The sequence below is a fragment of the Enterobacter cloacae complex sp. 277I4 genome, assembly GCF_050031465.1.
GTDB lineage: Bacteria > Pseudomonadota > Gammaproteobacteria > Enterobacterales > Enterobacteriaceae > Enterobacter > Enterobacter cloacae.
In genome coordinates, this window is record NZ_JBLGWC010000001.1 from 3,067,406 (window position 1) to 3,091,990 (window position 24,585).

The 24,585-nt window shown below is 57.2% G+C and carries 21 protein-coding genes; 1 reads left to right on the top strand and 20 read right to left on the bottom strand.

What is annotated here, in order from left to right; translation table 11 throughout:
* Positions 1–26: 26 nt before the first annotated feature.
* The 16 genes from ACQG19_RS14875 to ACQG19_RS14950 all read right to left on the bottom strand — a co-directional run bounded on the left by ACQG19_RS14875 (position 27) and on the right by ACQG19_RS14950 (position 18,404).
* Entirely contained in the window at positions 27–1,166 is a 1,140-nt protein-coding gene (locus ACQG19_RS14875) for a glycoside hydrolase family 88/105 protein (protein ID WP_061773041.1), read from the bottom strand.
* A gap of 4 nt (positions 1,167–1,170) precedes the next feature.
* A complete protein-coding gene (locus tag ACQG19_RS14880) occupies positions 1,171–2,754 on the bottom strand; it encodes an MFS transporter (protein ID WP_246932748.1) in 1,584 nt (527 codons plus the stop codon).
* A 260-nt stretch (positions 2,755–3,014) separates the two neighbouring features.
* Positions 3,015–3,407 (bottom strand): flagellar protein FlhE, encoded by a 393-nt coding sequence (flhE, locus tag ACQG19_RS14885; protein WP_246932750.1) that lies wholly within the window; start codon positions 3,405–3,407, stop codon positions 3,015–3,017.
* Positions 3,407–5,485: a flagellar biosynthesis protein FlhA gene (gene flhA, locus ACQG19_RS14890; RefSeq protein WP_020687642.1), complete on the bottom strand. Its 2,079-nt coding sequence runs from the start codon at positions 5,483–5,485 to the stop codon at positions 3,407–3,409. Before flhA ends, flhE begins: the two co-directional genes overlap by 1 nt.
* Positions 5,478–6,626, bottom strand: coding sequence for a flagellar biosynthesis protein FlhB (gene flhB, locus ACQG19_RS14895; RefSeq protein WP_222168858.1), 1,149 nt, complete (start codon positions 6,624–6,626; stop codon positions 5,478–5,480). Before flhB ends, flhA begins: the two co-directional genes overlap by 8 nt.
* A 145-nt stretch (positions 6,627–6,771) precedes the next feature.
* Positions 6,772–7,416: a protein phosphatase CheZ gene (gene cheZ, locus ACQG19_RS14900; protein ID WP_013096065.1), complete on the bottom strand. Its 645-nt coding sequence runs from the start codon at positions 7,414–7,416 to the stop codon at positions 6,772–6,774.
* 10 nt (positions 7,417–7,426) lie between these two features.
* Positions 7,427–7,816, bottom strand: coding sequence for a chemotaxis response regulator CheY (cheY, locus tag ACQG19_RS14905; RefSeq protein WP_008500431.1), 390 nt, complete (start codon positions 7,814–7,816; stop codon positions 7,427–7,429).
* A gap of 17 nt (positions 7,817–7,833) precedes the next feature.
* Positions 7,834–8,883 carry a protein-glutamate methylesterase/protein-glutamine glutaminase gene (locus ACQG19_RS14910; protein WP_003859716.1) on the bottom strand — a complete coding sequence of 350 codons (1,050 nt, stop codon included), beginning with the start codon at positions 8,881–8,883 and terminating at the stop codon, positions 7,834–7,836.
* On the bottom strand, positions 8,880–9,746 hold the full coding sequence (gene cheR / locus ACQG19_RS14915; RefSeq protein ID WP_008500429.1) for a protein-glutamate O-methyltransferase CheR: 867 nt from the start codon (positions 9,744–9,746) through the stop codon (positions 8,880–8,882). Before cheR ends, ACQG19_RS14910 begins: the two co-directional genes overlap by 4 nt.
* 19 nt (positions 9,747–9,765) lie before the next feature.
* Entirely contained in the window at positions 9,766–11,367 is a 1,602-nt protein-coding gene (gene tap / locus ACQG19_RS14920) for a methyl-accepting chemotaxis protein IV (protein WP_218655939.1), read from the bottom strand.
* 44 nt (positions 11,368–11,411) lie between these two features.
* Positions 11,412–13,079 carry a methyl-accepting chemotaxis protein II gene (gene tar / locus ACQG19_RS14925; protein ID WP_222168857.1) on the bottom strand — a complete coding sequence of 556 codons (1,668 nt, stop codon included), beginning with the start codon at positions 13,077–13,079 and terminating at the stop codon, positions 11,412–11,414.
* An 85-nt stretch (positions 13,080–13,164) separates the two neighbouring features.
* Positions 13,165–14,127 (bottom strand): Csu type fimbrial protein, encoded by a 963-nt coding sequence (locus ACQG19_RS14930; protein WP_045903425.1) that lies wholly within the window; start codon positions 14,125–14,127, stop codon positions 13,165–13,167.
* Entirely contained in the window at positions 14,124–16,508 is a 2,385-nt protein-coding gene (locus ACQG19_RS14935; RefSeq protein WP_246932752.1) for a fimbria/pilus outer membrane usher protein, read from the bottom strand. The genes ACQG19_RS14930 and ACQG19_RS14935 overlap by 4 nt, the downstream gene beginning before the upstream one ends.
* A complete protein-coding gene (locus ACQG19_RS14940; protein WP_246932754.1) occupies positions 16,484–17,245 on the bottom strand; it encodes a fimbrial biogenesis chaperone in 762 nt (253 codons plus the stop codon). Before ACQG19_RS14940 ends, ACQG19_RS14935 begins: the two co-directional genes overlap by 25 nt.
* 16 nt (positions 17,246–17,261) lie before the next feature.
* Positions 17,262–17,810 carry a Csu type fimbrial protein gene (locus ACQG19_RS14945; protein WP_028027938.1) on the bottom strand — a complete coding sequence of 183 codons (549 nt, stop codon included), beginning with the start codon at positions 17,808–17,810 and terminating at the stop codon, positions 17,262–17,264.
* A 21-nt stretch (positions 17,811–17,831) separates the two neighbouring features.
* Positions 17,832–18,404, bottom strand: coding sequence for a spore coat protein U domain-containing protein (locus ACQG19_RS14950; RefSeq protein ID WP_013096056.1), 573 nt, complete (start codon positions 18,402–18,404; stop codon positions 17,832–17,834).
* Between the two features lie 428 nt (positions 18,405–18,832).
* On the opposite strand from ACQG19_RS14950, the gene ACQG19_RS14955 reads away from it, so the two are divergent.
* On the top strand, positions 18,833–20,092 hold the full coding sequence (locus ACQG19_RS14955) for a dicarboxylate/amino acid:cation symporter (RefSeq protein ID WP_222168854.1): 1,260 nt from the start codon (positions 18,833–18,835) through the stop codon (positions 20,090–20,092).
* A gap of 103 nt (positions 20,093–20,195) precedes the next feature.
* Here the strand turns inward: ACQG19_RS14955 and cheW are convergent, their stop codons facing one another.
* Genes cheW through motA form a run of 4 tightly spaced genes read right to left on the bottom strand, consistent with a single transcriptional unit; the run spans position 20,196 to position 24,573 of the window.
* Positions 20,196–20,699 (bottom strand): chemotaxis protein CheW, encoded by a 504-nt coding sequence (gene cheW / locus ACQG19_RS14960; RefSeq protein WP_013096054.1) that lies wholly within the window; start codon positions 20,697–20,699, stop codon positions 20,196–20,198.
* A 19-nt stretch (positions 20,700–20,718) separates the two neighbouring features.
* Complete coding sequence (cheA, locus tag ACQG19_RS14965) at positions 20,719–22,755, bottom strand: chemotaxis protein CheA (protein ID WP_028027937.1); 2,037 nt, start codon at positions 22,753–22,755, stop codon at positions 20,719–20,721.
* A gap of 4 nt (positions 22,756–22,759) precedes the next feature.
* Positions 22,760–23,689, bottom strand: a complete 930-nt coding sequence (motB, locus tag ACQG19_RS14970) for a flagellar motor protein MotB (protein ID WP_013096052.1) — start codon at positions 23,687–23,689, stop codon at positions 22,760–22,762.
* Positions 23,686–24,573: a flagellar motor stator protein MotA gene (gene motA, locus ACQG19_RS14975; protein ID WP_008500417.1), complete on the bottom strand. Its 888-nt coding sequence runs from the start codon at positions 24,571–24,573 to the stop codon at positions 23,686–23,688. The genes motB and motA overlap by 4 nt, the downstream gene beginning before the upstream one ends.
* Positions 24,574–24,585: the final 12 nt, after the last annotated feature.

Here is a 24,585-nt window from a genome sequence, read left to right on the forward strand (position 1 = left end):
GCTATCATCGCCGGGTTTTTTTATGATCAGAAGTACTTCCGCAAATACTCCGTCAAACAGAGGATTGCCATTGCCTGACCGTACGGCATCGACGTCAGCGGGATCTGGCGGTAAAACTCCAGATCGCTCCCCATCCCGGTTCCGAACGACGTTTGTAGCAGTTCCCCTTCCGGCGAGATGTTTTTCACAATCCCTCTGATGGCTTTCTCCGCGACATCAGCGTATTCCGCCGCCACATAGCGTTTACGCACGGCCTTAAGAATACCGTAGGCAAAGCCTGCCGTGGCCGACGCCTCCAGGTATGAGTCTGGGTCGTCGAGCAGCGTATGCCACAGGCCACTGTCGTCCTGACATGTCGCCAGCGCGGCAATCTGCGCATTGAGAACCTGCGTCAGATAACGGCGCACGGCGTTGTTTTCCGGCAGATCGACCAGTTCGAGGAAGTCCGGGATCACAATGGTGAGCCAGCTGTTGCCACGCGCCCAGCGGGCATGGGCAAAGTTATGGTTGCCGTCATAGTTCCAGCCGTGGAACCACAGCCCGGTCTCCCGGTCCATCAGGTTCTGCACGTGCAGCAGGAACTGGTACACCGCCTCCTCAACGTATTCCGGTTTGTTCAGCAGCTTGCCAATTTTGGCCAGCGGCAGGACCGTCATCATCAGCGTGTCATCCCACATCTGCTGCGCGTTCTCTTCCGCCAGGGTAATGTGCTGCATGCCGCCGTGTTCGGTACGCGGCATCTCATGCATCGCCCACTCCGCCCAGCTCTCCAGCCACGGCAGCCAGGCCGGATTTCGGGTCTCTTCATAGCGGTACGCCAGCGTCAGGAACGGCGACATGGTATTCACGTTTTTGGTGGTTGCCCCTTCCGCAAAACGGTCCGCAAACCAGCTGTCGATAATGTCGCGCATCCCGTCGTCGCCGGTCTGGCAGTAGTACTGCCAGATACCGTACAACCCGACGCCGTGCGTCCACTCCCACCCTGCCCAACCTTTGGTATCTATGACGCGCCCGTCGTCCAGCCGCAGCAAAAATTCACCCGTTTTGTCGTGGATATTGACCAGGTTATGCGTCACCTTCTGAATCAGCGATTTCAGCTCGTCCCTGGCGATAAAACGCTCTGGCTGACGCAGCAAGGGGCTATGTTTGACAGGCCAAACTTTCATCATCTTAACCTCTGTTGTATGTCGAATTCAGTACCGCACGTCCCTTCAGCGAAGGGGCCGCTGGTTTATTGCGATTGAGATAACCAATGTTGTTATTCCCCCACAAGGATTCGAACGGCATACCGGCCAGCATTTCCACGATGGCGCGGGCATGCGGGGTGGCCGCTTCAGGCATGGCGCGGCCCGATTCGCGCATTTTCGCGGTCTCTTCGCGCAGCGTGCTGTGGGTTTGGAGATTGAGCCTGAAGCGCAGGGAGACCAGGAAACCGCAGAACAGCACCAGAAGGGTTCCCACGCTCAAAATCATGAGAATGGTGTGGCTGACTTCAGCAGGCTGGGTTTTCTGACCGCTGACAAAGCCGGACATCTGCATCACGATGCCCACCAGCATTACCGCACCGGCCTGAGACGCTTTTCGGGTCAGCGTCATGATGCCAGCGAAGATGCCCTCACGACGCTGGCCGGTGATCACCTCGTCCACGTCAGCAATGTAGGTATAGGTGTTCCACGGCACATAGTTGATACCGCCGCGACCGAGACCGGCAACCGCGGAGATAAGCAGCAGCAAAGCGTAAACGTCGCTCAGCCCGGCGTAATACAGCACGGCGTAAGAGAGAGAGGCCAGGCCAAACAGCACCACCACCATGCGGTAAGACGGCGCAGGCCCAAAGCGAATGCACAGCGGGATCATCCCAATCACGGCAAGGAACTGGAAAATGGCCATCGTGCCCAGCAGGTTCGACGCCATAGACGCCTCCTGCATTAGCACAAACACCACGTAATAGGTAAAGACGGCGTTGAAGACGTCCTGCGCAATGTAGCCGCCAAGGTACATGCCCAGGTGCTGCCGGAAAATCTTGATGCGCAGCGTCGAGCTTAACTCCACAAACAGGCGATTCAGGCTCTGGCCCAGGGTCAGTTTTTTCTTCTCTTCTTCCGCGCGCAGGGCCGCTTCGGACCACTCCTCGCGCGGGCGCTCCCAGGTGAAGAACCAGACAAAGGTCAGCATCAGCGCGCACAGCACGGAGAAGACCAGGCTTGCGTAGAAGAATGAAATCGCGTTGTCTTTACCAAAGTGGGTCAGCAGGATCCCCGGCAGGAACGAAGCCAGGATAGCGGACATCTGCGCCATCGAAATACGCGCACCGGAGAATTTCGTTTTCTGTTTAAAGTCATCGGTCATCTCCGGGACCAGCGTTTCATACGGCACCAGAATCATGGTGTAGACGATATCGAAGACCAGATAGGTCAGCAGGTAGTACCAGAAATTCATCTCCCCAACCCACATCAGGGAGTAGCTGAAGACGCAGGGAATGCCGAGCAGAATAAAGAATTTGCGGCGACCAAAGCGTTTTCCCAGCCAGGTGGTGCCAAAGTTATCGGTTAAAAAGCCCATCAGCGGGCTGACCACCGCGTCCAGTACCCTTGCAGCAGCAAAAATAAAGGTCGCTTCAATCGGTGTGAGTCCACAGAAGGTCGTATAAAAATACAAAAGCCAGGCCGCCGTCAGCGCGGTCGTTCCCGCGCCGAGGAAATCCCCTGCCCCGTATGCAAGATAGTTTGCGAGTCCAATTTTTCGTGTTTTCATTGCCGTCAACCCTAATCAGTTTTAGGAGACCCCCTGTAAGCAAACCTCGTCCGGGAGTTTTAACACGGCTACAGTAGAATTAACGCACTGTGGAAACCTTTCTGTTTCTGCCATCACACCGCAAAGGCTGGCAAAAATGCAAAGAGTGTCATTACGTGCATCACTGATTTATAAAACAGCGTTTCTATTACTTCAAAAGGTGAGGTCATTTTTGCGAGCCCGCTATCATAAACGTTGATAACGGGCGTTGAGGCAGGCAACTAGCGGTAGTTAACGATAACGGAATTACTCTGCACCTTGAGCGCCGGGATCAACCGCCCGCCGCCCGGCACTTCCCAGATAAAGCGTAAAGGTTCTATAGCAGGTACGCCGTTAAACGCCTGGGTAGTACCGCTCTCTCCGTCGATTTCCGTGCAACGGCTCTGGGAGCACAGACGCACCTGCAGCCCGGCAGGCGTCGGGCCAATCAGCGAGTAGTTCCACACCACCAGGCTCATCTGACCGGACACCGGTTCAGAAGGCGCCAGCGGACGCGACGAGATCGCCACGCCACGGTTGCTGAGGGTCACGCCGATGCTGCTGGCCTGCCAGCTCCCTTCGCCCGCGGCCTGCGCCACCAGCGGGAAGAGTAATAGCCCTAACCACTTACGCATTATTTACCTCCAATCGTCGCCGTCATACGAATATGGCGATTATCAGACAGCTCCAGATTCGACAGCACCACCAGTTGGTTCAGGCTACGGCGCAGGAAGCGTGACAGCAGCGGACGCAGCGCATGGTTTACCAGTAGCACCGGCGGTGCCCCCAGCATCTCCTGACGCGCCAGCGCCTCCTGTGTTTGCGCCAGCAGACGGTCAGCCAGACCCGGCTCCAGCCCGCCACCGCCCTGCAGGGCCTGCAACAGCAGACGTTCCAGCGGCGTATCCAGGCCAATCACCTGCACTTCGCCGGTGCCCGGGAACCACTGCTGGGTGATCGCGCGGCCCAGCGCCACGCGCACCACCGCCGTCAGCTCATGCGGATCGCTTTGCAGCGGTGCATGCTCGGCGAGGGTTTCCAGAATGGTGCGCATATCGCGGATCGGCACTTTTTCATCAAGCAGGTTTTGCAGCACCTTATGCAGGGTGGTCAACGTCAGCACGCCCGGCACCAGATCCTCCGTCAGCTTCGGCATCTCCTGGCTCACGCGGTCGAGTAACTGCTGTGCTTCCTGACGGCCAAACAGCTCTGCTGAGAACTGTCCAATCAGGTGGTTAAGATGGGTAGCCACCACGGTACTGGCCTCCACCACGGTATACCCCTGAATTTGTGCCTGCTCTTTGAGCGCGCTTTCAATCCAGATAGCGGCCAGACCAAACGCGGGATCGATGGTCTGTTCACCCGGCAGCGTACCGGCGGCTGTGCCCGGGTTAATCGCCAGCCAGCGGCCTGGATACGCATCGCCGCTGCCAATCTCAACCCCTTTCATCAGAATACGGTAGCGGGCAGGCGGAAGATCCATGTTGTCGCGGATGTGCACAACCGGCGGCAGGAAGCCCATATCCTGGGCGAATTTTTTCCGGATACTGCGGATGCGGCCAAGCAGTTCGCCATCCTGCTGGAAATCGACCATCGGGATCAGACGGTAACCCACTTCCATCCCCAGCGAATCTTCCAGCTGAACGTCGTTCCAGGTGGCTTCCACGGCCTGCGTGTTCTCCGGCATTTTTACCGGTACAGGTTCTGCCGCGGGTTTCATTTCACGGCCACGCATCCACCAGGCAAGGCCCAGCAGTGCTGCCGTGAACAGCAGGAAAACCAGGTTCGGCATGCCCGGCACCAGGCCGAGCAGACCCAGCACCGCCGCCGCCAGCAGCATGACGCGCGGGTTGCTGAACAGCTGGCCAACCATCTGCTCGCCAACGTCCTGATCGGTACTGACGCGGGTAACAATAACGCCCGCGGCGGTAGAAATGACCAGCGCCGGGATCTGGGCAACCAGACCGTCACCAATGGTCAGCAGCGTATAGCTTTCAGCCGCCTGGCCCATGCCCATGCCATGCTGCAGCACCCCAACAAGCAGGCCACCCACCACGTTAATCACCATGATGAGAATGCCCGCGATGGCGTCACCGCGCACAAACTTACTCGCACCGTCCATTGAGCCGTAGAAGTCCGCTTCCTGGGTCACTTCCGCACGGCGTTTTTTCGCTTCATCTTCCGCGATAAGCCCGGCGTTAAGGTCGGCGTCGATCGCCATCTGCTTACCCGGCATCCCGTCCAGCACAAAGCGCGCACCCACTTCCGCAATACGCCCTGCACCTTTGGTGATAACCATAAAGTTGATGATAACGAGAATGACAAACACCACGATGCCGATAGCAAAGTTACCGCCCACGAGGAAGTGGCCAAAGGCTTCAACCACTTTACCCGCTGCTGCCGCGCCGGTGTGGCCTTCCATCAGGATGATACGCGTGGACGCCACGTTCAGCGCCAGTCGTAACAGGGTGGTAAACAGCAGGATGGTCGGAAACGCCGCAAACTCAAGGGTACGCTGGGTGAACATCGCCACCAGCAACACCATGATGGACAACGCAATGTTGAAAGTGAAAAGCAGGTCGAGGATGAATGCCGGCAGCGGCAATACCATCATCGACAGGATTAGCAGGATGAGGATCGGCCCGGCAAGGATCTGCCATTGGGTCGATTTCAGGTTGCCGGGCAGGCGCAACATTGCCACCAGATTAGCCATCAGTGTCCTTCTCGTTCATAAAATCCAGCGCAGCAGGCACCGGAAGGTTCTCAGGTTTGACAGGTCGTTGACCGCCAGCCAGACGCCAGCGTTTCAACTGCCATACCCAGGCCAGCACTTCCGCCACGGCGGCGTAGAGTTGTCCTGGGATCTGTTGTCCAATTTCCGCGTGGCGGTACAACGCACGCGCCAGCGGCGGCGCTTCCAGTATTGGCACCCGGTTTTCCGTGCCAATCTCGCGGATGCGCAGGGCGATTAAGCCCGCCCCCTTCGCCACCACTTTTGGCGCGCTCATTTTGTTTTCGTCGTACTGCAGCGCAACGGAATAGTGGGTTGGGTTGGTGACAATAACGTCGGCTTTCGGTACATCTTCCATCATCCGTCGACGGGCGGCGGCGCGCTGCATCTGGCGGATACGCCCTTTCACGTGCGGGTCACCTTCCATCTGCTTATATTCGTCACGGATATCCTGACGGGACATGCGCAGTTTTTTGAAGTGGCTGTACAGCTGGAAGATGACGTCGAACCCCACCATCGGAATAATGCTGAGGACCACCAGCAGCGCGCAGAGTCCGACCAGATTCAATGCATTGCTCATCGCGGTCAGAGGCGACTCGCTGATAAGCCGCATCATTTCCGGCCATTTGTGCCAGAGGTAAAACCCCGCGGCACTGCCCATCAGCGCTGCTTTGAGGATGGCTTTAAGCAATTCTGCCCCGGTCTGTGCGGAGAACATTTTCGCGATGCCGGACAGCGGGTTCAGTTTGGAAAATTTTGGTTGCAGCGATTTGGTGCTAAAGACCAGACCGCCAAGCATCACCGGCGAGATCAGCGCGACCAGCACCACCCCGGTAATCAGGGGCAGCAGTGCGACCATGGCCCCTTTAATAAGCTGAATAATCTGGCTGAGGATAAGGTTTGGGTCGTTGACCATACTGTGGTCGAAACGTAATCCGGCAGAGAGCATCCCCGCCAGTTTTCGGGCGAGCGACTCCCCACCCCACCAGATGATGCACACACCCACAATAAGGATCAGCAGGGATGTCAGCTCTCGGGATCGGGGGATCTGCCCTTCCTCACGCGCTTTTTCAAGTCGGTGGGGTGTGGGGGCTTCTGTTTTGTCGTCGTTCTCTTCTGCCACAGTGCATGCTCAGCCCATTACGTCACGGGTATCATGCCAGCGCAGAGGAAATCCAATGGCGGGAAAAGCCCGTTTATTCGGGCTCTTTTCGGTGATTCTGCGTTAACCGCCTCAGGCGCATGCACACCTGAGGCGGAAAGGCGTATCAGAAGCCGAGGCTGTCCAGCAGGTCGTCTACCTGATCCTGGCTTGCCACAACGCCCGCTTTGGTGGCGTCGAGCTGTGGGCCATTGAGCAGGCTTTCGTTCTCGCGTTTCGGACGTGCAGCCGGTTCCGGGATGTTTTCCAGCAGCACCATCAGCAGCTGACGTTCAATCTCCTGAATCACATCCATCATGCGCTTGATAACCTGACCGGTCAGGTCCTGGAAATCCTGCGCCATCATGATGTCCAGCAGCTGAGCGTTGGTGAAGCTGGTGTGGCCCGGTACATCGCCCAGGAACTGACGGGTATCCGTCACCAGCTCGCGGGCATCCGCCAGCTCGATAGGATTCTCAAACCACTCATCCCAGCGTTTGGTCAGCGCTTTCGCGCCCTTTTCCATCGCATCCTGGTGCGGTTGTGACGCTTCAACGCTGTTCAGCGCACGTTCAGCCGCTTGCGCGGTCATCTGCACAACGTAGTCCAGACGGTCACGCGCATCAGGAATCGCTTCCGCCGCTTCTGCGATTGCCTGGTCCAGCCCCAGTTCACGCAGGCTGTCACGCAGCATGCGTGTCAGGCTGCCGATGCGGGCAATGATATCGCTGGGCGAATGTTCTTCAACGGGTTTCATAGCAGGTTGCATCATAACCAACACCTCACATGCCGAGTTTCTCGAAGATCTTACCGAGCTTCTCTTCCAGGGTCGCCGCGGTGAATGGCTTCACCACATAGCCGCTTGCGCCCGCCTGTGCAGCGGCAATGATGTTCTCTTTTTTCGCTTCTGCGGTCACCATCAGCACCGGCATAGAGGCCATGCCTGCATCCGCGCGGATGGTTTTCAGCAGTTCCAGACCATCCATGTTCGGCATGTTCCAGTCAGAGATAACAAAACCAAACCCGCCCGCCTGCAGTTTGTTCAGCGCATCCACGCCGTCTTCTGCTTCTTCAACGTTGTTGAAGCCCAACTCTTTCAGCAGGTTGCGCACAATGCGACGCATGGTGGAAAAGTCATCCACAACCAAAAACTTAAGCTCTTTATCCGCCATAAAATAATACTCCTGAGTCAAATACGTATTGCCTGTCCGGCACTGATTTTCGCCAGCATCTGCTGGCTTACCTGGCTAAGATCGACCACTTCGCTCACGCCACCCATATTGATGGCCTCGCGCGGCATGCCGAACACCACACAACTTGCTTCATTCTGCGCAATCGTCCAGGCGCCAGCCTGGTGCATTGCAAGCATTCCGGCGGCACCATCGTTGCCCATCCCCGTCAGGATCACCCCAACGGCGTTGCGCCCCGCATGTTTCGCCACCGAATGAAACAGCACATCCACCGACGGACGGTGCCGGTTTACCGGCGGCCCGTCATGAATTTTGATTTGATAGTTAGCGCCGCTGCGCGCCAGCTCCATATGCTTATCGCCCGGCGCGATGTAAGCATGACCCGGGAGCACACGCTCGCCATCTTCCGCCTCTTTCACGCTGATCTGGCACAGCTTGTTCAGACGCTCCGCGAACGAGCGGGTAAAGCCTGGCGGCATATGTTGAGTGATCAGAATACCCGGACTGGAAAGCGGCAATGGCTGGAGTACATGGCGAATTGCCTCTGTTCCTCCGGTTGATGCGCCAATCACCAGCAGTTTTTCCGAGCTGAGTAACGGACCCGCCTTCAGGGTTGCCGGGGCAGCCGTTGGCTTATGGGCCGCGAGCTTCGCGCGCGAGGCGGTGCGGATCTTCTCAGCGATCATTTCGCTGTAGGCCAGCATGCCTTCACGAATGCCAAGCTGAGGTTTGGTGACGAAATCCACCGCTCCCAGCTCCAGCGCGCGCAGCGTAATTTCCGAGCCTTTGCCAGTCAGCGATGAGACCATCACCACCGGCATTGGACGCAGACGCATCAACTTTTCCAGAAAATCAATGCCATCCATGCGCGGCATCTCGACATCCAGCGTCAGCACGTCGGGGTTATATTTTTTAATTAAATCCCGCGCTACCAGCGGATCCGGCGCGGTAGCGACCATCTCCATGTCGCTGTGGCTATTGATAATTTCAGTCATGATCTGGCGCATCAGCGCCGAATCATCGACAGACAATACCCTGATTTTACTCATGCTTTTTCCTTACTCAGCGCATATACCGTTTGCCCACGCAGGCTAAACTCACGCACGAGGTTGCTGAAGTTTTCCGAGTGCCCGGCAAACAGTAAACCGTCAGGCTTGAGCAACGGAACAAACCGACGCAGAATGTCCTGTTGCGTCGTTTTATCAAAATAGATCATGACGTTACGGCAAAAAATGGCGTCGAAAGGCCCCGGCACGTTGTACTGCTTATCCAGCAGGTTAACCGGTGCAAACTCCACGCAGTTCGCCAACTCCTGGCGCACGCGCACCAGCCCTTCATGCGGGCCGGTACCGCGCATGAAGTAACGCTGAAGCTGCTGAGGCGACAACGTCTTCAGCTCATCCTGGCGATAGACGCCGTTACGCGCCTTCTCCAGCACTTCGGTGTCGATATCGCTGGCGTACACTTTCCAGCGACCCGGCGCCATTCCCAGGGTATCGGCAAGGGTGATCGCCAGCGAGTAAGGCTCTTCCCCGGTCGAGGCCGCCGCACTCCAGACGCGATATTCCCCGGTGCGACGGCGGGCGTGCTCTGCCAGTACCGGGAAGTGATGAGCTTCGCGGAAAAAGGCCGTCAGGTTAGTGGTTAAAGAGTTAATAAAAGCCTGCCACTCGGCGCTGTTCTGGTTCGCTTCGAGCATGCTCAGGTAGCGACCAAAATCATCCAGCCCCAGCGTACGCAGGCGCCGCACCAGACGGTTGTAGACCATGTCTCGCTTATGGTCAGCAAGCACGATCCCCGCACGCTGGTAAATTAACTGACATATCCGACGAAAATGCGCGTCGGACAGCGCGAGGCGCTGTGTCATCTGCAACAATAATGACGTTTGCCCTGGAGGCATTGGTGATGTCATAGCGCCTTCTTAATTACATTCAGGATACAACTGGCACGGCCTGCGACCGCCCGACTTCTGTTACTGCTTCAACGTGCTCTTTGACATTAAATACCGCGACCAGCCCGGTCAGATGATCCGCCTGACTGGCCAGCTGATCGGTTGCCGCTGCCGCTTCCTCCACTAACGAGGCATTCTGCTGCGTGACCTTGTCCATCTGGCTTACCGCCTGGGCCACCTGCTCAATCCCGCGACGCTGCTCATCAGACGCCGAGGCAATTTCGCCCATGATGTCGTTCACCCGCGTAACGGAGGTGACAATCTCGTGCATGGTTTTCGCCGCCGTATCCACCAGCGCGGAGCCTTGCTGGACGCGGGAGACAGACTCTTCAATCAGCCCTTTGATCTCTTTCGCCGCGTTGGCGCTGCGGCTCGCCAGGTTACGGACTTCACCCGCCACCACCGCAAACCCGCGCCCCTGCTCACCCGCACGCGCCGCTTCCACAGCCGCGTTCAGCGCCAGAATGTTGGTCTGGAACGCAATGCCATCAATCACGCTGATGATGTCGCCAATTTTCTGCGAACTGGCGGCAATATCCTGCATGGTGCTGGCCACATGAGACGCCTGGTCGCCCCCCTTCTTCGCCGTCATCGCCGCCTGTTTTGACAGGTCTGACGCCTGGCGCGCGTTGTCGGCGTTCTGGCTTACCGTCGCAGTCAGCTGTTCCATGCTGGCCGCCGTTTGCGCCAGCGAGGCCGCCTGTTGCTCGGTGCGGGAAGAGAGATCGTTATTGCCAGCCGCAATCTCTGAGATCCCGGTGTGCATGGCATAGCTGCCCTGGCGCACATCGGAGACCGTTTCCCGTAGCGATCCTTGCATCGCCTTCAGGCTGGCAAAGATCGCCGAAATTTCGTTTTTGCCATACACCGCCACCGGACGCGCCAGATCCCCCTTCGCAATGCTGTCGAAGTGGCTGCTGATAATCGCCAGCGGCTGAACAATCATCTTGCGCGACCAGAGCAGCGCGGCACCGGTCAGCAGCGCCGCCAGAATCACCACCACGGTAAAAATCACGCCAGACATGTGGTAGCTCATGCGGCTGCTCTCCCCTGCACGCTGCACAAACTGGTTAATGTCCTGCTGCCAGGCGTTAAAGCTGTCATCAAACGCCGCCTGTGAGGCCTGCACCGGCGCGCTCATAAAGTCCGAGAGCTGGTTGTTCTCAAGCCAGGTCGCCTGGTGATCCAGATCGCTGTGCCACTGCTCAAAGTTCTTCTTCATGGCAGCTTTCAGCGCTTTCCCTTTTTCGCTGACGTCCTCCTGCGCGGTGAACGTTTTGAACTGCGCGTCGGCCTGCTTAAGGCTGTTGCGCGCCGTCGCCATCAGCGCCTTGATATCATCCGGCGGATAACTCAGCGCGGTTAAGGTTCCCGCCTTGTTCAGCGCAGTGCTTGCCTGCAACAGCACGGCACGCGTTTGTGCCAGTGCGGAGCGCTGCTGATTACTCGCCTCAACTTCCTGCAAATTCTGATAGCCATCGCGAAACGCCCAAAAAGACAACCCGTTACTGCCAACCTGCAACACACCGCAAAGGATCAGAATCAAAAACAGTGTGGTCGAGATACGAATACGATTTAACATCCACGCTCCCATCAAGCGGCAAGCAGCCGCGGTTTAAATGTCAGTCAAAATGTTTCCCAGTTTTCATCATGTCCGGTCGTCGCGGCGCGGGTACGCGTGGCCGCCGGCTCAGCGGCGGGCGCACGATACGTGGCTTGCGGGGTGACCGTATTTCCAGCGAGTGAAGCGAGACGAAACGCCGAGACGGCCATCTTCAGACGGCTCGCCTGGTCTTCCAGCGCAGCGGCCGCCGCGGCGGATTCCTGCACCAGAGCGGCGTTTTGCTGTGTCACGCGATCCATTTCCGATACCGCCAGGGCAACCTGGTCGATACCACGACTCTGCTCATCAGAGGCAGAGGCGATTTCACCCATGATGTCCGTTACGCGGGTAACGGCATTCACGATGTCATTCATGGTCTCCCCTGCGCTTTCCACCAGCACGGAGCCGGTATCGACGCGGGAAACCGAGTCTTCAATCAGGGCTTTAATCTCTTTCGCCGCGTTAGCGCTGCGGCTGGCGAGATTACGCACTTCACCGGCCACCACCGCAAACCCGCGCCCCTGTTCACCCGCACGCGCAGCCTCAACGGCGGCGTTCAGCGCCAGGATATTGGTCTGGAAGGCAATGCCGTCGATCACGCTGATGATGTCAGCGATTTTCTTCGAGCTGTCGGCAATTTCATGCATGGTTTTCACCACACCATCCACCACCCGACCGCCACGCTGCGCCGTTTCGGACGCGCTTTCTGCCAGCTGAGAAGCCTGACGCGCGTTATCCGCGTTCTGCTTCACGGTGGCGGTGAGCTGTTCCATGCTGGCCGCGGTCTCTTCCAGCGCGGAGGCCTGTTGTTCGGTACGGGAAGAGAGATCGTTATTGCCCATCGCAATTTCGCTGGTGCCGGTATAGATGGCATCTGTGCCGCTACGCACGTTGGCAACGGTATCGATAAGCGAACGCTGCATATGGTCTACGCTGTTAGCCAGTTCGGTGATTTCGTTACGCCCGGAGACGGTGAGCGTTTTGGTCAAATCGCCGCTCGCAATCTCGCGGATATGGGCAATGACGCGACCCAGTGGGTTCAGCAGGATATGGCGAATGCCGTACCATACCGCGATCAGCACAATGGCCAGCGCCAGCGCCATTACCGCCATCTGCCATTTGGCAAAGCGGTAATCATTCTGGCTTTCCGTAAAGGCCGAGTGGTAGAGATCTGCGCTGGCTTTGGCGTATTCACTCAGCGCCGCGCCGAGCGCGTTTTGCATTCCTTGTGTCGGCTGGGCGAAATAAGCGTCCATGTTGCCGCTCTCCAGGAACTGGATAAGCTCCGTCAAACCGGCATAGTAGGCGTTATATTTTTCATCGATATTCTGGCTCACCTGCTCCATGGCAGGCTGCGGGGCGATCTTCTTAAAGGCGTCGTAGTGCTTTGCGGCATCCGCAAGGGTTGCGCGGGCATTTTTCAGCAGATCGGTTTTCGCGCTGCTCTGCTGGTTATTGGGATCCATCATCATGCGGGCGGAGGAGCGGCTCAGGTTGATACGCGTTTGCAGCATCAAATCCCACGTTGACGTAAGTTCACTCTGCTGCAGGCGCAGATCGTTTGAGGCGGCGAAACTGTCCTGATTCTGTTTTAACGACGAGAAAAAAAGCCCACCGGAGATAAGCTGAAGTAGTGCGAAAATGACCAGCACCATCATGAGCATTGTGACAACGCGGATACGGTTCAACATACAACACCTTCTCATAGATTTATTAACGGTGTTATCGGCACAGGCCACAGGAACTTTACATTTGCGAAAGGGAAAAGCGCGGGGGTTAGAACGCCACGTCAACAATCAGCGTATCGGTATAGGTTCCGGCGGGGGGGGTGACCTGCCCGGTCAGGACTTTGGCGGTGTAATTGTAGGTACGCAGTAATCCGTCGGTACTGACCTGGGACGAGGTCGCACTGGTCCAGCGTTCGGTGCCGCTGCTGCCCCAGCGGTTGGTGGTGGCTTCTTTATAGATGTCGTAACTCATGTAGTTACTGCCGCTCACCATGCGACGAACGTTGTTCAGCGCATTGGCACCATTGTTAATCCCTATGGTATAGGTACTGCCTTTGGTGCAGGTGACGGCGATGGCCTGCGAGACGGTGGGAAAACTTTGTACCAGCGGCGCGCTGTTGAAATTCACGTCCGGCGTGGTCATAGTGCTGCAATCATTAGTGACGGTCATGTTGAGAAGGATCGTGGTGGTGGCCGTGCCGGTTTGCGGCGTCAGGCAAAGTCCGGCAGCGCCAACGGCACAGACGTTGTAATTAATGCTGAATGTCAGCAGCACCTGATACGGCCCGGCCGAGACGTTCTGTCCCGGCACCGTACGGAAATAGAGCGGAATGTTGTAGCGCTTCGACCCCAGCAGCCCGAGCAGCGTGTTCCCGCTCCAGGTATAGGCATTACCGATCTGCACTTCGCTGCTACCGCCACAGCCGGAGGCAGCGCACAGGCGCGTGGGTATCACATCGGTAATAGCCGCATTGTCCGTGCGCTTCAGGGTGGCGCGACTGTTGGCGAATATCGATGCCGAGGTGTAAGTCAGCGCCACCGAGTCGTTGGTAAGCAGGTTGAGGACCGTATCGCAGGCCACCACCAGCGTACCGGTGGTTTCCACTTCCCCGGTTCCGCTCAGCGCGAACGAGGTCACGCTGCCAAACGACGCATTCACCGTACTGACGGTGCAGGCCGCGCCGCTGGCCCCGGAGAAGAGCAGCAGAATCACCAGCAGATAACGCGTCACCGTGCCTCCCGACATACCAGCGGCCCGTAGGTTTGCAGCCTGTGTTCCGGGTTCGCGCCAACGGTCAGCGTCGCCTGGCACCGTTTGCCCGTCGGGGTGATCACCTCCAGCGAATTGACGTCGCTAAGATTTTCCAGCCAGGCGATCCCGTCATAACCCACCACCGCGTTGCTGCGTGAGGCACGTCTGACCTGGCTGCCCACCGGAATGGCCTGTCCCTCGGCATCATGCAGAATGACGCTTGCCACCCGCTCCTGCTCCATCGGGAAGTCCACCAGATAACCGCTGTGGCGGCGGATCGCAATCCGGCGTTCGGTCTCTTTCAGACGCGTATCGGCAGGCAGATTGAGGGTGTCAATGCGGTAACTGGCCGGGTAATAGGCCGACACGCCGCTCACCAGCAGATAGCCGTTGCGATTCGTTTTGCCGACCGGCTGATTCTCGTAGCTGACGGGTACATCCGGTTGACCATCGGTGCTGATCACCACAAAGGCGTCGTTGATTTTATTCGCCGCAAACAGCTCGCCGTCCATCAGCACAATGGAGCCCAGCGCCTCGCTCCACCAGGTCATCATGTCCTTTTCACCGTAGGCCCCGCCCTGCACTTCGATATTATTGTTACGCCAGCCCAAGGTTCCCTGCTGATAATTGTTCGCCCGCGACTGATGCGCCCATGCCATGTTCCAGCTTAACCCGCCATCGGAAGGCATGGAGTGGTTGTAGTTGATGCGCTGCGTGCTGCCTGCCTCCGGCGTGTTTTCGAAGGTGACTGCGGCGCTGTCCCGTTCCCCAAGCGGGACCTGTAACGAGAGTGCAACCGTCCAGTCCCCCCGCTGCTGGTCACGGCTTGCGGCGAGGTAAAGACTGCTCGCGCCCCACAGGTTGCGGCTCCATGAGAGGTTAAGCAGTTCTGTTTTCTGGCTGTCAAAACTCTCCACACCGATCCAGGCGGCCCCGATATTGCCGTACTGCCCAAGATTAAAAGTCAGGGAATATTGATCGGTATTGCGGCTGAAGCTGGCGACAGGCCGGTCGTTTTCGTCATAGATCGTCGGCTGGTCATAGAGGGCCAGGTTGCCAAAGCCGCGATCGCGTCGCGTATGTTGAGTGGCAAGGCTAAAATCGCTGGTGCTGTACTGATAGCCCCAGGCGATCTGCCCGCCCTCATCGCCGCGCATCCGGCTTTGGGTATACGCGGTATTCACAACGCCAAAGTGCCCGAGCTTCACCACCGTCCCGGCCCCGCCCAGCGCCAGCGACTCCGCCCCTTCCGCGTGAGCTTCAAGGGTCAGCCAGTCCGTTACCCCGTAGCGATACGAACCGCTGCCCGCCGCCGGACCATAGTCAAAATTGTCGATCCCGTAGTTGCGCCGCAGGCTTCCCAGCGTCACCGCCCCATCGCTCAAGCCGCGTTTAAGCAGTTCGCTGGTGACATAGAACGGCAGCGTAGTGCTCACCTGCCGTCCCAGCGCATCGGTGGTGATCAGCACCGCGTCCCCGGCCCCGTTAATATAGGGCAGATTCGTCAGGGTAAAGGGGCCCGGCTGAAGCTGCGTAGAGCCAGACCGATAGCCATTAATAAAAAGATCGACCGAGGTGGGAACCGCTGCTTCCCCGGAGAATTCCGGCAGCGGCCAGGTCACTAGATCCGGGCGCAGGGAGAAGTCACGCCCGTAGCTTATCCCGCCCATACGCACGCTGGAGCTCCAGCTCAGGGCATCGCTGATCACATCCCCGGCCGTCCAAGTGGTGGCGTCCTCTTCGTTGGTGACCAGCAGGGTGGAGTCATAGCGCACATATCCGGCCTGCTGGCCGTCATCGCCAGCGAAATTTTTCCGCACATAACCGGTAGAAGAGAGCGAACCGCGTTCATTGAAGTAGCGGAACTCATGCCACAGAGAAGCCTGGCCGCCCACGTGTTCCGTGTGGTTAGTATAAAGATCGTAATTCAGCAGCGCCCCGCGCCCAAAGTGAGGTTTGCTTTGCGCGGTTTGCCCGCCAAAGGAGGTCACCCGGGAGGCCACCCATTCGCGGGGCACGCTGAGCAGCAGACGCTGTCCGGCGCTGTCATACTCCACGCGAACCTGAGCAAGCGATGAGAGATCCACCTCGCCGGTCGGCACATGCTCCGGCGGCAGCCCGGCACGCAGCAAATCGGCGCTCGAGATAAAGTAAGCGCCTTTACGCTGCGTCACGGGCACCACCAGACCGGTATCGTAGTGGTTCACTATGAGGCCAAGCTGAAAAACCGCCTCATCGTTCACCGCCCGGGCCTCGGGAGGCGGCGGTAAACTGTCATCGCCGGGTTCTGCCCAGGCGCTGGTCGTGACGCAAAGCAGGATCATCATCGCCGGTTTCAGTTGACGGGCGTCGACTGCCATTGTTCATCCCTGGCGTTAATCTGCGCGCGCATCTGGTCTGGCTGCCGAATTCCGGCCGGGATGGCCCAGCTGCGGGTACTGCCCGCCAGCACGTAGCCCAACAATCCCTCAGCAACAGGACGTTTCTGCCCGCCCTGCACCAGCGAAACCTGACTGAGCCTGACGTGTACATCTCCCCGGTTGTTAACCTCCAGGTGAGGCTGTCCGCCCTCATTTTTTACCCGCCAGCTGAGGTTGTGCGTATCCACAAACGCATGGTGCGCCCCCTCTTTGCTTGTCGGGATCCCCTGCCCATAGACAAAAAGGGGAATGGAATAACGCATCTGCAGTTTGAGGCCGATAGCCGGTTCGGCTTTGTTGTCCGGCTGAGGAATTTCATCGACAATAATGCGGTAGGCCTGCTCGACCCCCACCGGAACCGTCCCCTGTTTGATAAGACGAATAAGCTGCTTTCTGCCCGCTGCGATGGTGACAATTGGCGGGCTGGCCACCACATCCTGCTGGGCACTGTAACGTTCGAACCCGCCCTCCTGCTTCCAGCGCACAATGCGTACCTGCATGGTGGTTGGGCTGTTTCCTTGATTCTGGATCCACAGCTCCGTGGCTTTGGCATCAGCCGCCAGCCACGGATCGATAGGCCATAACAGAATGGTGGCGGCGGCCTGCACCTGGCCTGCCGCCAGAGCCATCACCCCCAGCAAACTTCCCAGACATATGCGCCTGAAATATGCCGTCATCGACTCTCTCCCTTTATCACCATGACAAGGTCACGGTAAGTTGATCAGAATAGGTTCCTGCCGGGCTGAACCCGGTCAATAGCGCCACGCCAAACAGCGGCAGCGCGATGTTATTGCTGTTGGTATAGGTCACCGGAATCGCCTGGTTGACCCCTATTTCGCTGTTCGCCGCAAGTGAACTGCTGCTGTAAAGCCGGTATCCCACCACGTCGTTCCCGCCGTTGCGCGTCATTCGCCGCACGGAGGCGTAATTCTGCCCGCCGTTAATACTCATACTCAGCGCCACGCCTGGCGTACAGGCGATCGAGAGTGCCCCGTTTGGTACGAAGCTGGTGCTCACCGGAGCACTCTCCACGCCGGTATGGGTACCGAAGTTCAGCGTGCCCAACAGCCCCCCACTGCCGGTGCTCACCGCGCATCCCGGCACAATGGTCGCGCTGACCTTAAAGGACTGCGACGTGACGGCCATAGCGGCCGGCACCAGCGCCAGCCCGAGGATCAGCGTAAAAAAAAGATGCACGATCCCCTCTGCGCAGTGGCGCAGACCTGAAAAAGCGGTCTTCATGGGCTAAGTGGGCTAAGTGGGCTAATAGGTTACGCTGACATTTATGGTGTCGGTGTAGGTCCCCGGTACCACCGTAACGCTGTTTCCGCCGCCGGTAATACGCCCGTAGAGGGTGTAACTGTCCACCCCACCGGCCGTGGACGCGATCGGCAATGCCGCGTTATTCGCCACAACGTTATTAAATCCGCTGTCGCTATACAGGCTGTATGCCACACCCTGCGCCGTGTTGGTGGTGTTGATCAGATAGCGGGCGGGTGTCCCCGTCGTGCCAACGACGGTGCCCGGCGCAGTGGAGTTGGTATTCCCGGTTATCGCCACCGTGTAGCTGGCGGTTGTACATTGAATCGTGAAGGTGTTTCCGCCGCTGGCACCGGTCAACTGCGTCGTCAGGGTGGAAAAGGTTGCAGGATGGGTCCCGAAATCCAGTGTCCCGAAGTTAATGCCGTTTTGCGTGGGCGATCCATTAATCAGACACCCGTTTGTCAATGTCAGCGTCGCGCCGATAGTGCCACTACTGGTGACCGCCAGCGCCTGATGGGCGGTTGTCGCGGTTAACAGAATGCCAGCGCAGGTCAAAAGGCGTTTTCTTTTCATTTACCACCCTCCAGAAGACGTCTCCGTTCACGTACAACAATTTAGTTTTAACGTTCAAGATGTTAGCCCCGCTTAATGTTCCTCCGAGGGGGTTATTGAGAATTTAGTTTATGGTTATCGCTTCGACCACCGGCGGCCATGTCAGTCACCCCCTTGTCCGATTGACAGAGAAATGATTTTAGAAACATTGGGTTATTGATTTATAAACGGAATTTACCGACTGTTGTCTGAGGATATATCCCATTAAAGTGTGATAAGCGTCACAATATATCGTCGCGACATTAGCAACAAAATTAATAAAATTTAAAAAGGAGTTGTATCTCCCCCCGCTTTACTTCAATTTATGTGCCGAATAATTTCCCGCGCAGTAATAAAAAATCCATATATATCTGCGCGGGCGACATCTACAGCGCATAGGGGTCTTTTTCGTGGCAAGTGCAAACAAACTTACGCTCTTCATCGTGATATTCATGCTGGCGGGTATTCTTTCAGGGGCGGCCATTCATGAATACGCATCTGCGGATGCCATCAAAACCTGGTCGGATAACATTACGCTTCTCACCGATATTTTTCTGCGACTGATCAAAATGGTGATTGCACCGTTGGTCTTCAGCACGTTGACGGTCGGCATTATGAAAATGGGCGAAACCTCGACTATTGGCCGCGTAGGCGGTAAAGCGATGGTATGGTTTATCAGCTCATCGGTACTTTCTATTCTGGTGGGGCTGTTTATTGTCACTCTGGAGCATCCAGGCAGCGGTCTGAACCTGACGATCCCCACTGAAGCAGTGGATACCGGGCTGGCCGTCGGCGGCATGACTCTGAAAGCGTTCCTCTCCCACACCATTCCGACCAGCATTGCCGGGGCGATGGCGAACAATGAAATTCTGCAAATTGTGGTGTTCTCCATGTTCTTTGGCATCGGCGGCGCGTCGCTGGGCCAGAAATTCAACGCCCCGCTGGTCGCGGCGCTGGATGTGGTATCCCATATCATGCTGAAGGTCACGGGCTACGTCATGTATGTTGCCCCGCTGGCGATTTTCGCTGCGATCTCGTCGGTGATTGCCACCCAGGGTCTCGGCATTCTGCTGAACTATGCCTCCTTTATTGGCGGCTACTATGTGGCGATCCTGCTCACCTGCATGGTGTTGCTGGCAGTGGGTTACATTGTGCTGAAAAAAGAGGTGTTCCGCCTGCTCAGCATGCTGAAAGATCCGGTGCTGGTCGCCTTTACCACCAGCAGCTCCGAGGCAGCGTATCCGAAAACCCTTGAGCAACTGGAGCGATTTGGCTGCTCGCGCAGCATCGCCTCTTTCGTCCTGCCAATTGGGTATTCCTTTAACCTTGTCGGTTCGATGGTCTACTGCTCTTTTGCCTCAATGTTTATCGCTCAGGCGTACAATATTCATTTGAGTTTCTCTGAGGTTACCGTTCTGATGCTGACGCTGATGCTGGCATCAAAAGGCATTGCGGGGGTACCACGCTCTTCGCTGGTGGTACTGGCGGCGACCATCCCAAGCTTTAATATTCCGGTGGCGGGTATTCTGCTGCTGATGGGGATCGACCACTTCCTGGATATGGGGCGTTCCGCCATTAACGTGCTGGGTAACGGGATTGCAACCGCGATGCTGTCGCAGAATGAAGGGGTGCGGGAAGCTGAAGCGGAGCTGGTAGAGCAGGAAGTGTAAGAGTACAAAAGGGGTGTGGCCTGATGCCCTCACCCCCCCCTCTCCCACCGGGAGAGGGAGCAAACACAAAAAACGGCAACCTGGATTGCCGTTTTGCATTTACCTACGCTACATGGTTCGCCGCGATATCCAGCAACGCCATCTCTTCGCTGTTCAACAGCTTCTCGATGTTCACCAGAATCAACATACGCTCACCCAGCGCACCCAGCCCCGTCAGGTACTCGGTAGACAGCGTGACCGCAAACTCCGGCGCCGGACGGATTTGGTCAGACGTCAGTGAAAGCACGTCAGACACGCCATCCACCACGATACCGACCACGCGCTGCCCCAGATTGAGGACAATCACCACGGTGTTATCGTTATACTCCACATCGCCCTGGCTGAACTTCACGCGCAGGTCAACGATAGGCACAATCACGCCGCGCAGGTTGGTGACGCCTTTAATAAACGCTGGCGTGTTCGCGATGCGGGTAACCTGATCGTAACCACGAATTTCCTGCACTTTCAGGATATCGATGCCGTACTCCTCATCGCCTAAAGTGAATACCAGGAACTCCTGTCCTGATGGCTCGCCCGCCAGTTTCGTTACATTACTCATACCGGTCATGTTCTTACCCTTTACTTAATCAGGCGGCTGTGTACGCCACACGTTGTTCACGATTTAATCCCTGAAGCGCCGACACGTCAACGATCAGCGCCACGCTACCATCACCCAGAATGGTGGCGGCAGAAATACCCGGCACTTTGCGGTAGTTGCTTTCGAGGTTCTTCACCACCACCTGGTGCTGACCAATCAACTGGTCAACCAGCAGCGCGTAGCGGCGACCCGCACTTTGCAGGATCACGACGATACCCTGCGTGGCCTCTGTTTTCGCCCCGTCGACTTCGAAGACTTTCCACAGTTCCACCAGCGGCAGGTATTCCCCACGCACTTCGAGCACCCGCTCGCCACCTGCCAGTGGGTGCAGATCTTCTTCACGTGGCTGCAGTGATTCCATTACCGCGTTCAGCGGCAGAATGAAGACTTCGTCCGCCACTTTCACCGACATACCGTCGAGGATCGCCAGCGTCAGCGGCAGTAAAATACGAATGGTGGTACCAGAACCTTGCTTAGACTGGATTTCGACGTGGCCGCCCATTTCCTGAATGTTACGCTTCACCACGTCCATTCCCACGCCGCGTCCGGAGACATCCGTTACCTGCTCGGCGGTTGAGAAACCCGGGGCGAAGATCAGCATGCCCACTTCTTCATCGGTCATGTTTTCGCTGACCGCCATCCCCTGCGAAATCGCCTTCGCCAGGATACGCTCGCGGTTAAGGCCCGCGCCGTCATCGGTTACTTCAATACAGATGTTCCCGCCCTGGTGCTCCGCAGACAGGATCAGGTTACCGACCGGGGATTTTCCGGCGGCAATACGGTTTTCCGGCAGTTCGATACCGTGGTCCAGGCTGTTACGTACCAGGTGCGTTAACGGATCGATAATGCGTTCAATCAGGCTCTTATCCAACTCGGTGGAGCTGCCCATCAACGTCAGTTCAATCTGCTTATTGAGTTTACCGGCCAGGTCGCGCACCAGACGCGGGAAGCGGCTAAAGACGTACTCCATCGGCATCATACGGATGGACATCACCGATTCCTGCAGATCGCGGGCGTTACGCTGTAATTGTCCCATGCTGGTAATCAGATCGCCGTGCGTGACCGGGTCCAGTTCGTTAGAACGCTGGGCCAGCATTGACTGGGTAATCACCAGCTCGCCGACCAGGTTGATCAGCTGGTCAACCTTCTCTACGGCAACGCGAATACTGGTCGATTCGCTGGAGCGCGCCGCCGGTTTTTCACCACGGCCCGGGGCAGCAGCCTCTTTAGGAACGGCTTTCAACGCCGGGGCAGCAGGGGCGACCGCGGGCGCAGCAGCCTGAGCCACAGCGGCAACCTCCTCCACTGCAGCAGGCGCGTCAACGGCAACCGCTTCCGTTTCAAAGGCGATTTGATCGGCTTCGATAACAAAGCACAGCACCGCCACGATGTCGTCCTGGCTGATACCGTCATCGAGCGTCGCAGCAAGGCTGTCTTTGCCTTTTACCACGTTGCTTAATGTCGCCAGGTTACCCAGCTCCTCTTCCAGCAGGTTGACTTCGTTCTCTTTCAGGCGTGACAGCACAACGCGCAGTTTCCCCGCTTTAGCGGCGGCAGGTGCTGCATCTTCAGCGGCTGGCGCATCAACAACGCTCAGTTTGGCTGCAGGAACAACGGCTGCGGCAACCTCACCTTTTGCTTCCAGCGCAAGCTGGCGCAGCGCATTGCAGATGTATTCAAAGCTGGCGGCATCAGGCTCTGCCGAACTTTTATAGGCGTCGAGCTGTTCCTGCATAATATCTTTGGTTTCCAAAAACAGGTTGATAATGTCGGTATTGAGCTGCATCTCACCGCGTCGTGCTTCATCAAGCAGGTTTTCCATTAAATGGGTGGTTTCCTGCAGGATGGTAAATCCAAATGTTCCGGCTCCGCCTTTAATGGAGTGCGCAGCGCGGAAGATGGCATTGAGCTGCTCGGAGTCTGGCGCTTCTGGCACCAAATCCAGCAAATGTTGCTCCATATCCGCCAACAATTCGTCGGCTTCATCAAAGAATGTCTGGTAAAAATCGCTAATATCCATGCTCACGCTATCACCTCGGATTGGCTGGTGGCGATGTTGGAACGGCAGCCGAAGGAACGGCCCCAGGCTGTTTTAAATCGTCCAGTGACTCATTCTGACTTTCGGCGTTTTCATGCAGGATGGCCTGCTCCGCCTGCTGGTTCAGCACTAAAAGACTGATACGACGGTTGATGGCGTCATCCGGCCCGCGGTCAGAGACACGCATGGTTGCTGCCATGCCGACCACGCGCAGTACCTTGCCATCATCAAGCCCACCCGCCACCAGCTCGCGACGCGAGGCGTTGGCACGATCGGCAGAAAGCTCCCAGTTGCTGTATCCCTTCTCGCCCGTGGCGTACGGGAAGTCATCCGTGTGGCCTGACAGGCTAATGCGGTTTGGAATACCGTTCAGCACCGGCGCAATGGCGCGCAAAATATCGCGCATATAGGGTTCAACCTCGGCGCTACCGGTTTTGAACATCGGGCGGTTCTGGCTATCAATAATCTGGATACGCAGCCCTTCCTGCACCAGATCGATCTTCAGATGCGGTCGCAGCGCGCGCAGTTTCGGGTCCGCTTCAATCAGCTGATCGAGATCGCCGCGCAGTTTCTTCAGACGCGCCTGCTCCATCTTTCTCTTCAGCTCGTCGATGTTCGGCTCTTTTTTCACCTCACCCTGCTTCTGGGTGTAATCATCGCCGCCGCCGGGGATCGGGCTGTCACTGTTAGAGATACGCGGCCCACCGGAGACCGCAGTCGCCAGCGGCGTACGGAAGTATTCCGCAATCTGAATCAGCTCTTTCGGGCTGGAGATCGAGATCAACCACATCACCAGAAAGAAGGCCATCATTGCGGTCATAAAATCGGCGTAGGCAATTTTCCAGGAGCCATGCGCACCGTGCCCATGCCCCTTATGCTTGCGCTTTTTTACGATGACGATCGGATGGGACTGGTTTTTCATGCGTCCTCAGTTGTCGTCTGTTGGTTTGGGTTTTTCACCGCACGCACGTGTTCTTCAAGCTCGATAAACGACGGACGCTCGCTGGAGTAAAGCGTTTTACGGCCAAACTCAACCGCGATCGGTGGCGCATAACCGTTGAGGTTAGAGAGCAGCGTAATCTTCACGCACTGCATCATTTTGGTGGTTTCCGCGCTCTTCTGACGCAGAACGCTGGCCAGCGGAGAGATAAAACCATACGCCAGCAAAATACCGAGGAAGGTCCCCACCATGGCGTGGGCAATCAGCGCCCCCAGCTCTGCAGCCGGGCGATCCGCCGAGGCCAGCGCGTGAACAACCCCCATGACCGCCGCCACGATACCGAAGGCCGGCAATGAGTCCCCCACCAGCGCCAGGCTGTTGGCCGGCACTTCGGATTCGCTCTCGTGGGTTTCGATCTCTTCGTCCATCAGCGCTTCAATTTCGAAGGTATTCATATTGCCGCTGATGATCAGGCGCAGGTAATCGACAATGAAATCCAGCATCATGGCATCGGCAAGAATGCGCGGGTAGCTGGCAAAAATCTCGCTCTCTTTCGGGTTTTCGATATCCCGTTCCAGCGAGAACATCCCCTGCTGGCGCGACTTCGCCATCAGGCGATAAAGCAGAGCCAGCAGATCCATATACATGCTTTTGGTGTATTTCGAGCGACGGAACAGCAATGGAATAGCTTTCAGCGTCCCCTTGATCGATTTCCCGTTGTTGCCAACGATAAAAGCCCCTACCCCTGCGCCGCCGATGATAATAAGTTCAGCCGGTTGATAGAGTGCTCCAAGGTGCCCGCCGGTCATCATGTAACCGCCGAAAACTGTACCGAGAACTACCAGGTAACCTAATAAGATAAGCACGACATCATCCTT

Bases quoted from the DNA above. Each gene is read 5' to 3' on its own strand.
- ACQG19_RS14875 (WP_061773041.1), bottom strand. From the start codon at position 1,166: ATGAAAGTTTGGCCTGTCAAACATAGCCCCTTGCTGCGTCAGCCAGAG.
- ACQG19_RS14880 (WP_246932748.1), bottom strand. From the start codon at position 2,754: ATGAAAACACGAAAAATTGGACTCGCAAACTATCTTGCATACGGGGCA.
- flhE (WP_246932750.1), bottom strand. From the start codon at position 3,407: ATGCGTAAGTGGTTAGGGCTATTACTCTTCCCGCTGGTGGCGCAGGCC.
- flhA (WP_020687642.1), bottom strand. From the start codon at position 5,485: ATGGCTAATCTGGTGGCAATGTTGCGCCTGCCCGGCAACCTGAAATCG.
- cheZ (WP_013096065.1), bottom strand. From the start codon at position 7,416: ATGATGCAACCTGCTATGAAACCCGTTGAAGAACATTCGCCCAGCGAT.
- cheY (WP_008500431.1), bottom strand. From the start codon at position 7,816: ATGGCGGATAAAGAGCTTAAGTTTTTGGTTGTGGATGACTTTTCCACC.
- ACQG19_RS14910 (WP_003859716.1), bottom strand. From the start codon at position 8,883: ATGAGTAAAATCAGGGTATTGTCTGTCGATGATTCGGCGCTGATGCGC.
- cheR (WP_008500429.1), bottom strand. From the start codon at position 9,746: ATGACATCACCAATGCCTCCAGGGCAAACGTCATTATTGTTGCAGATG.
- tap (WP_218655939.1), bottom strand. From the start codon at position 11,367: ATGTTAAATCGTATTCGTATCTCGACCACACTGTTTTTGATTCTGATC.
- tar (WP_222168857.1), bottom strand. From the start codon at position 13,079: ATGTTGAACCGTATCCGCGTTGTCACAATGCTCATGATGGTGCTGGTC.
- ACQG19_RS14935 (WP_246932752.1), bottom strand. From the start codon at position 16,508: ATGGCAGTCGACGCCCGTCAACTGAAACCGGCGATGATGATCCTGCTT.
- ACQG19_RS14940 (WP_246932754.1), bottom strand. From the start codon at position 17,245: ATGACGGCATATTTCAGGCGCATATGTCTGGGAAGTTTGCTGGGGGTG.
- ACQG19_RS14945 (WP_028027938.1), bottom strand. From the start codon at position 17,810: ATGAAGACCGCTTTTTCAGGTCTGCGCCACTGCGCAGAGGGGATCGTG.
- ACQG19_RS14950 (WP_013096056.1), bottom strand. From the start codon at position 18,404: ATGAAAAGAAAACGCCTTTTGACCTGCGCTGGCATTCTGTTAACCGCG.
- cheW (WP_013096054.1), bottom strand. From the start codon at position 20,699: ATGACCGGTATGAGTAATGTAACGAAACTGGCGGGCGAGCCATCAGGA.
- motB (WP_013096052.1), bottom strand. From the start codon at position 23,689: ATGAAAAACCAGTCCCATCCGATCGTCATCGTAAAAAAGCGCAAGCAT.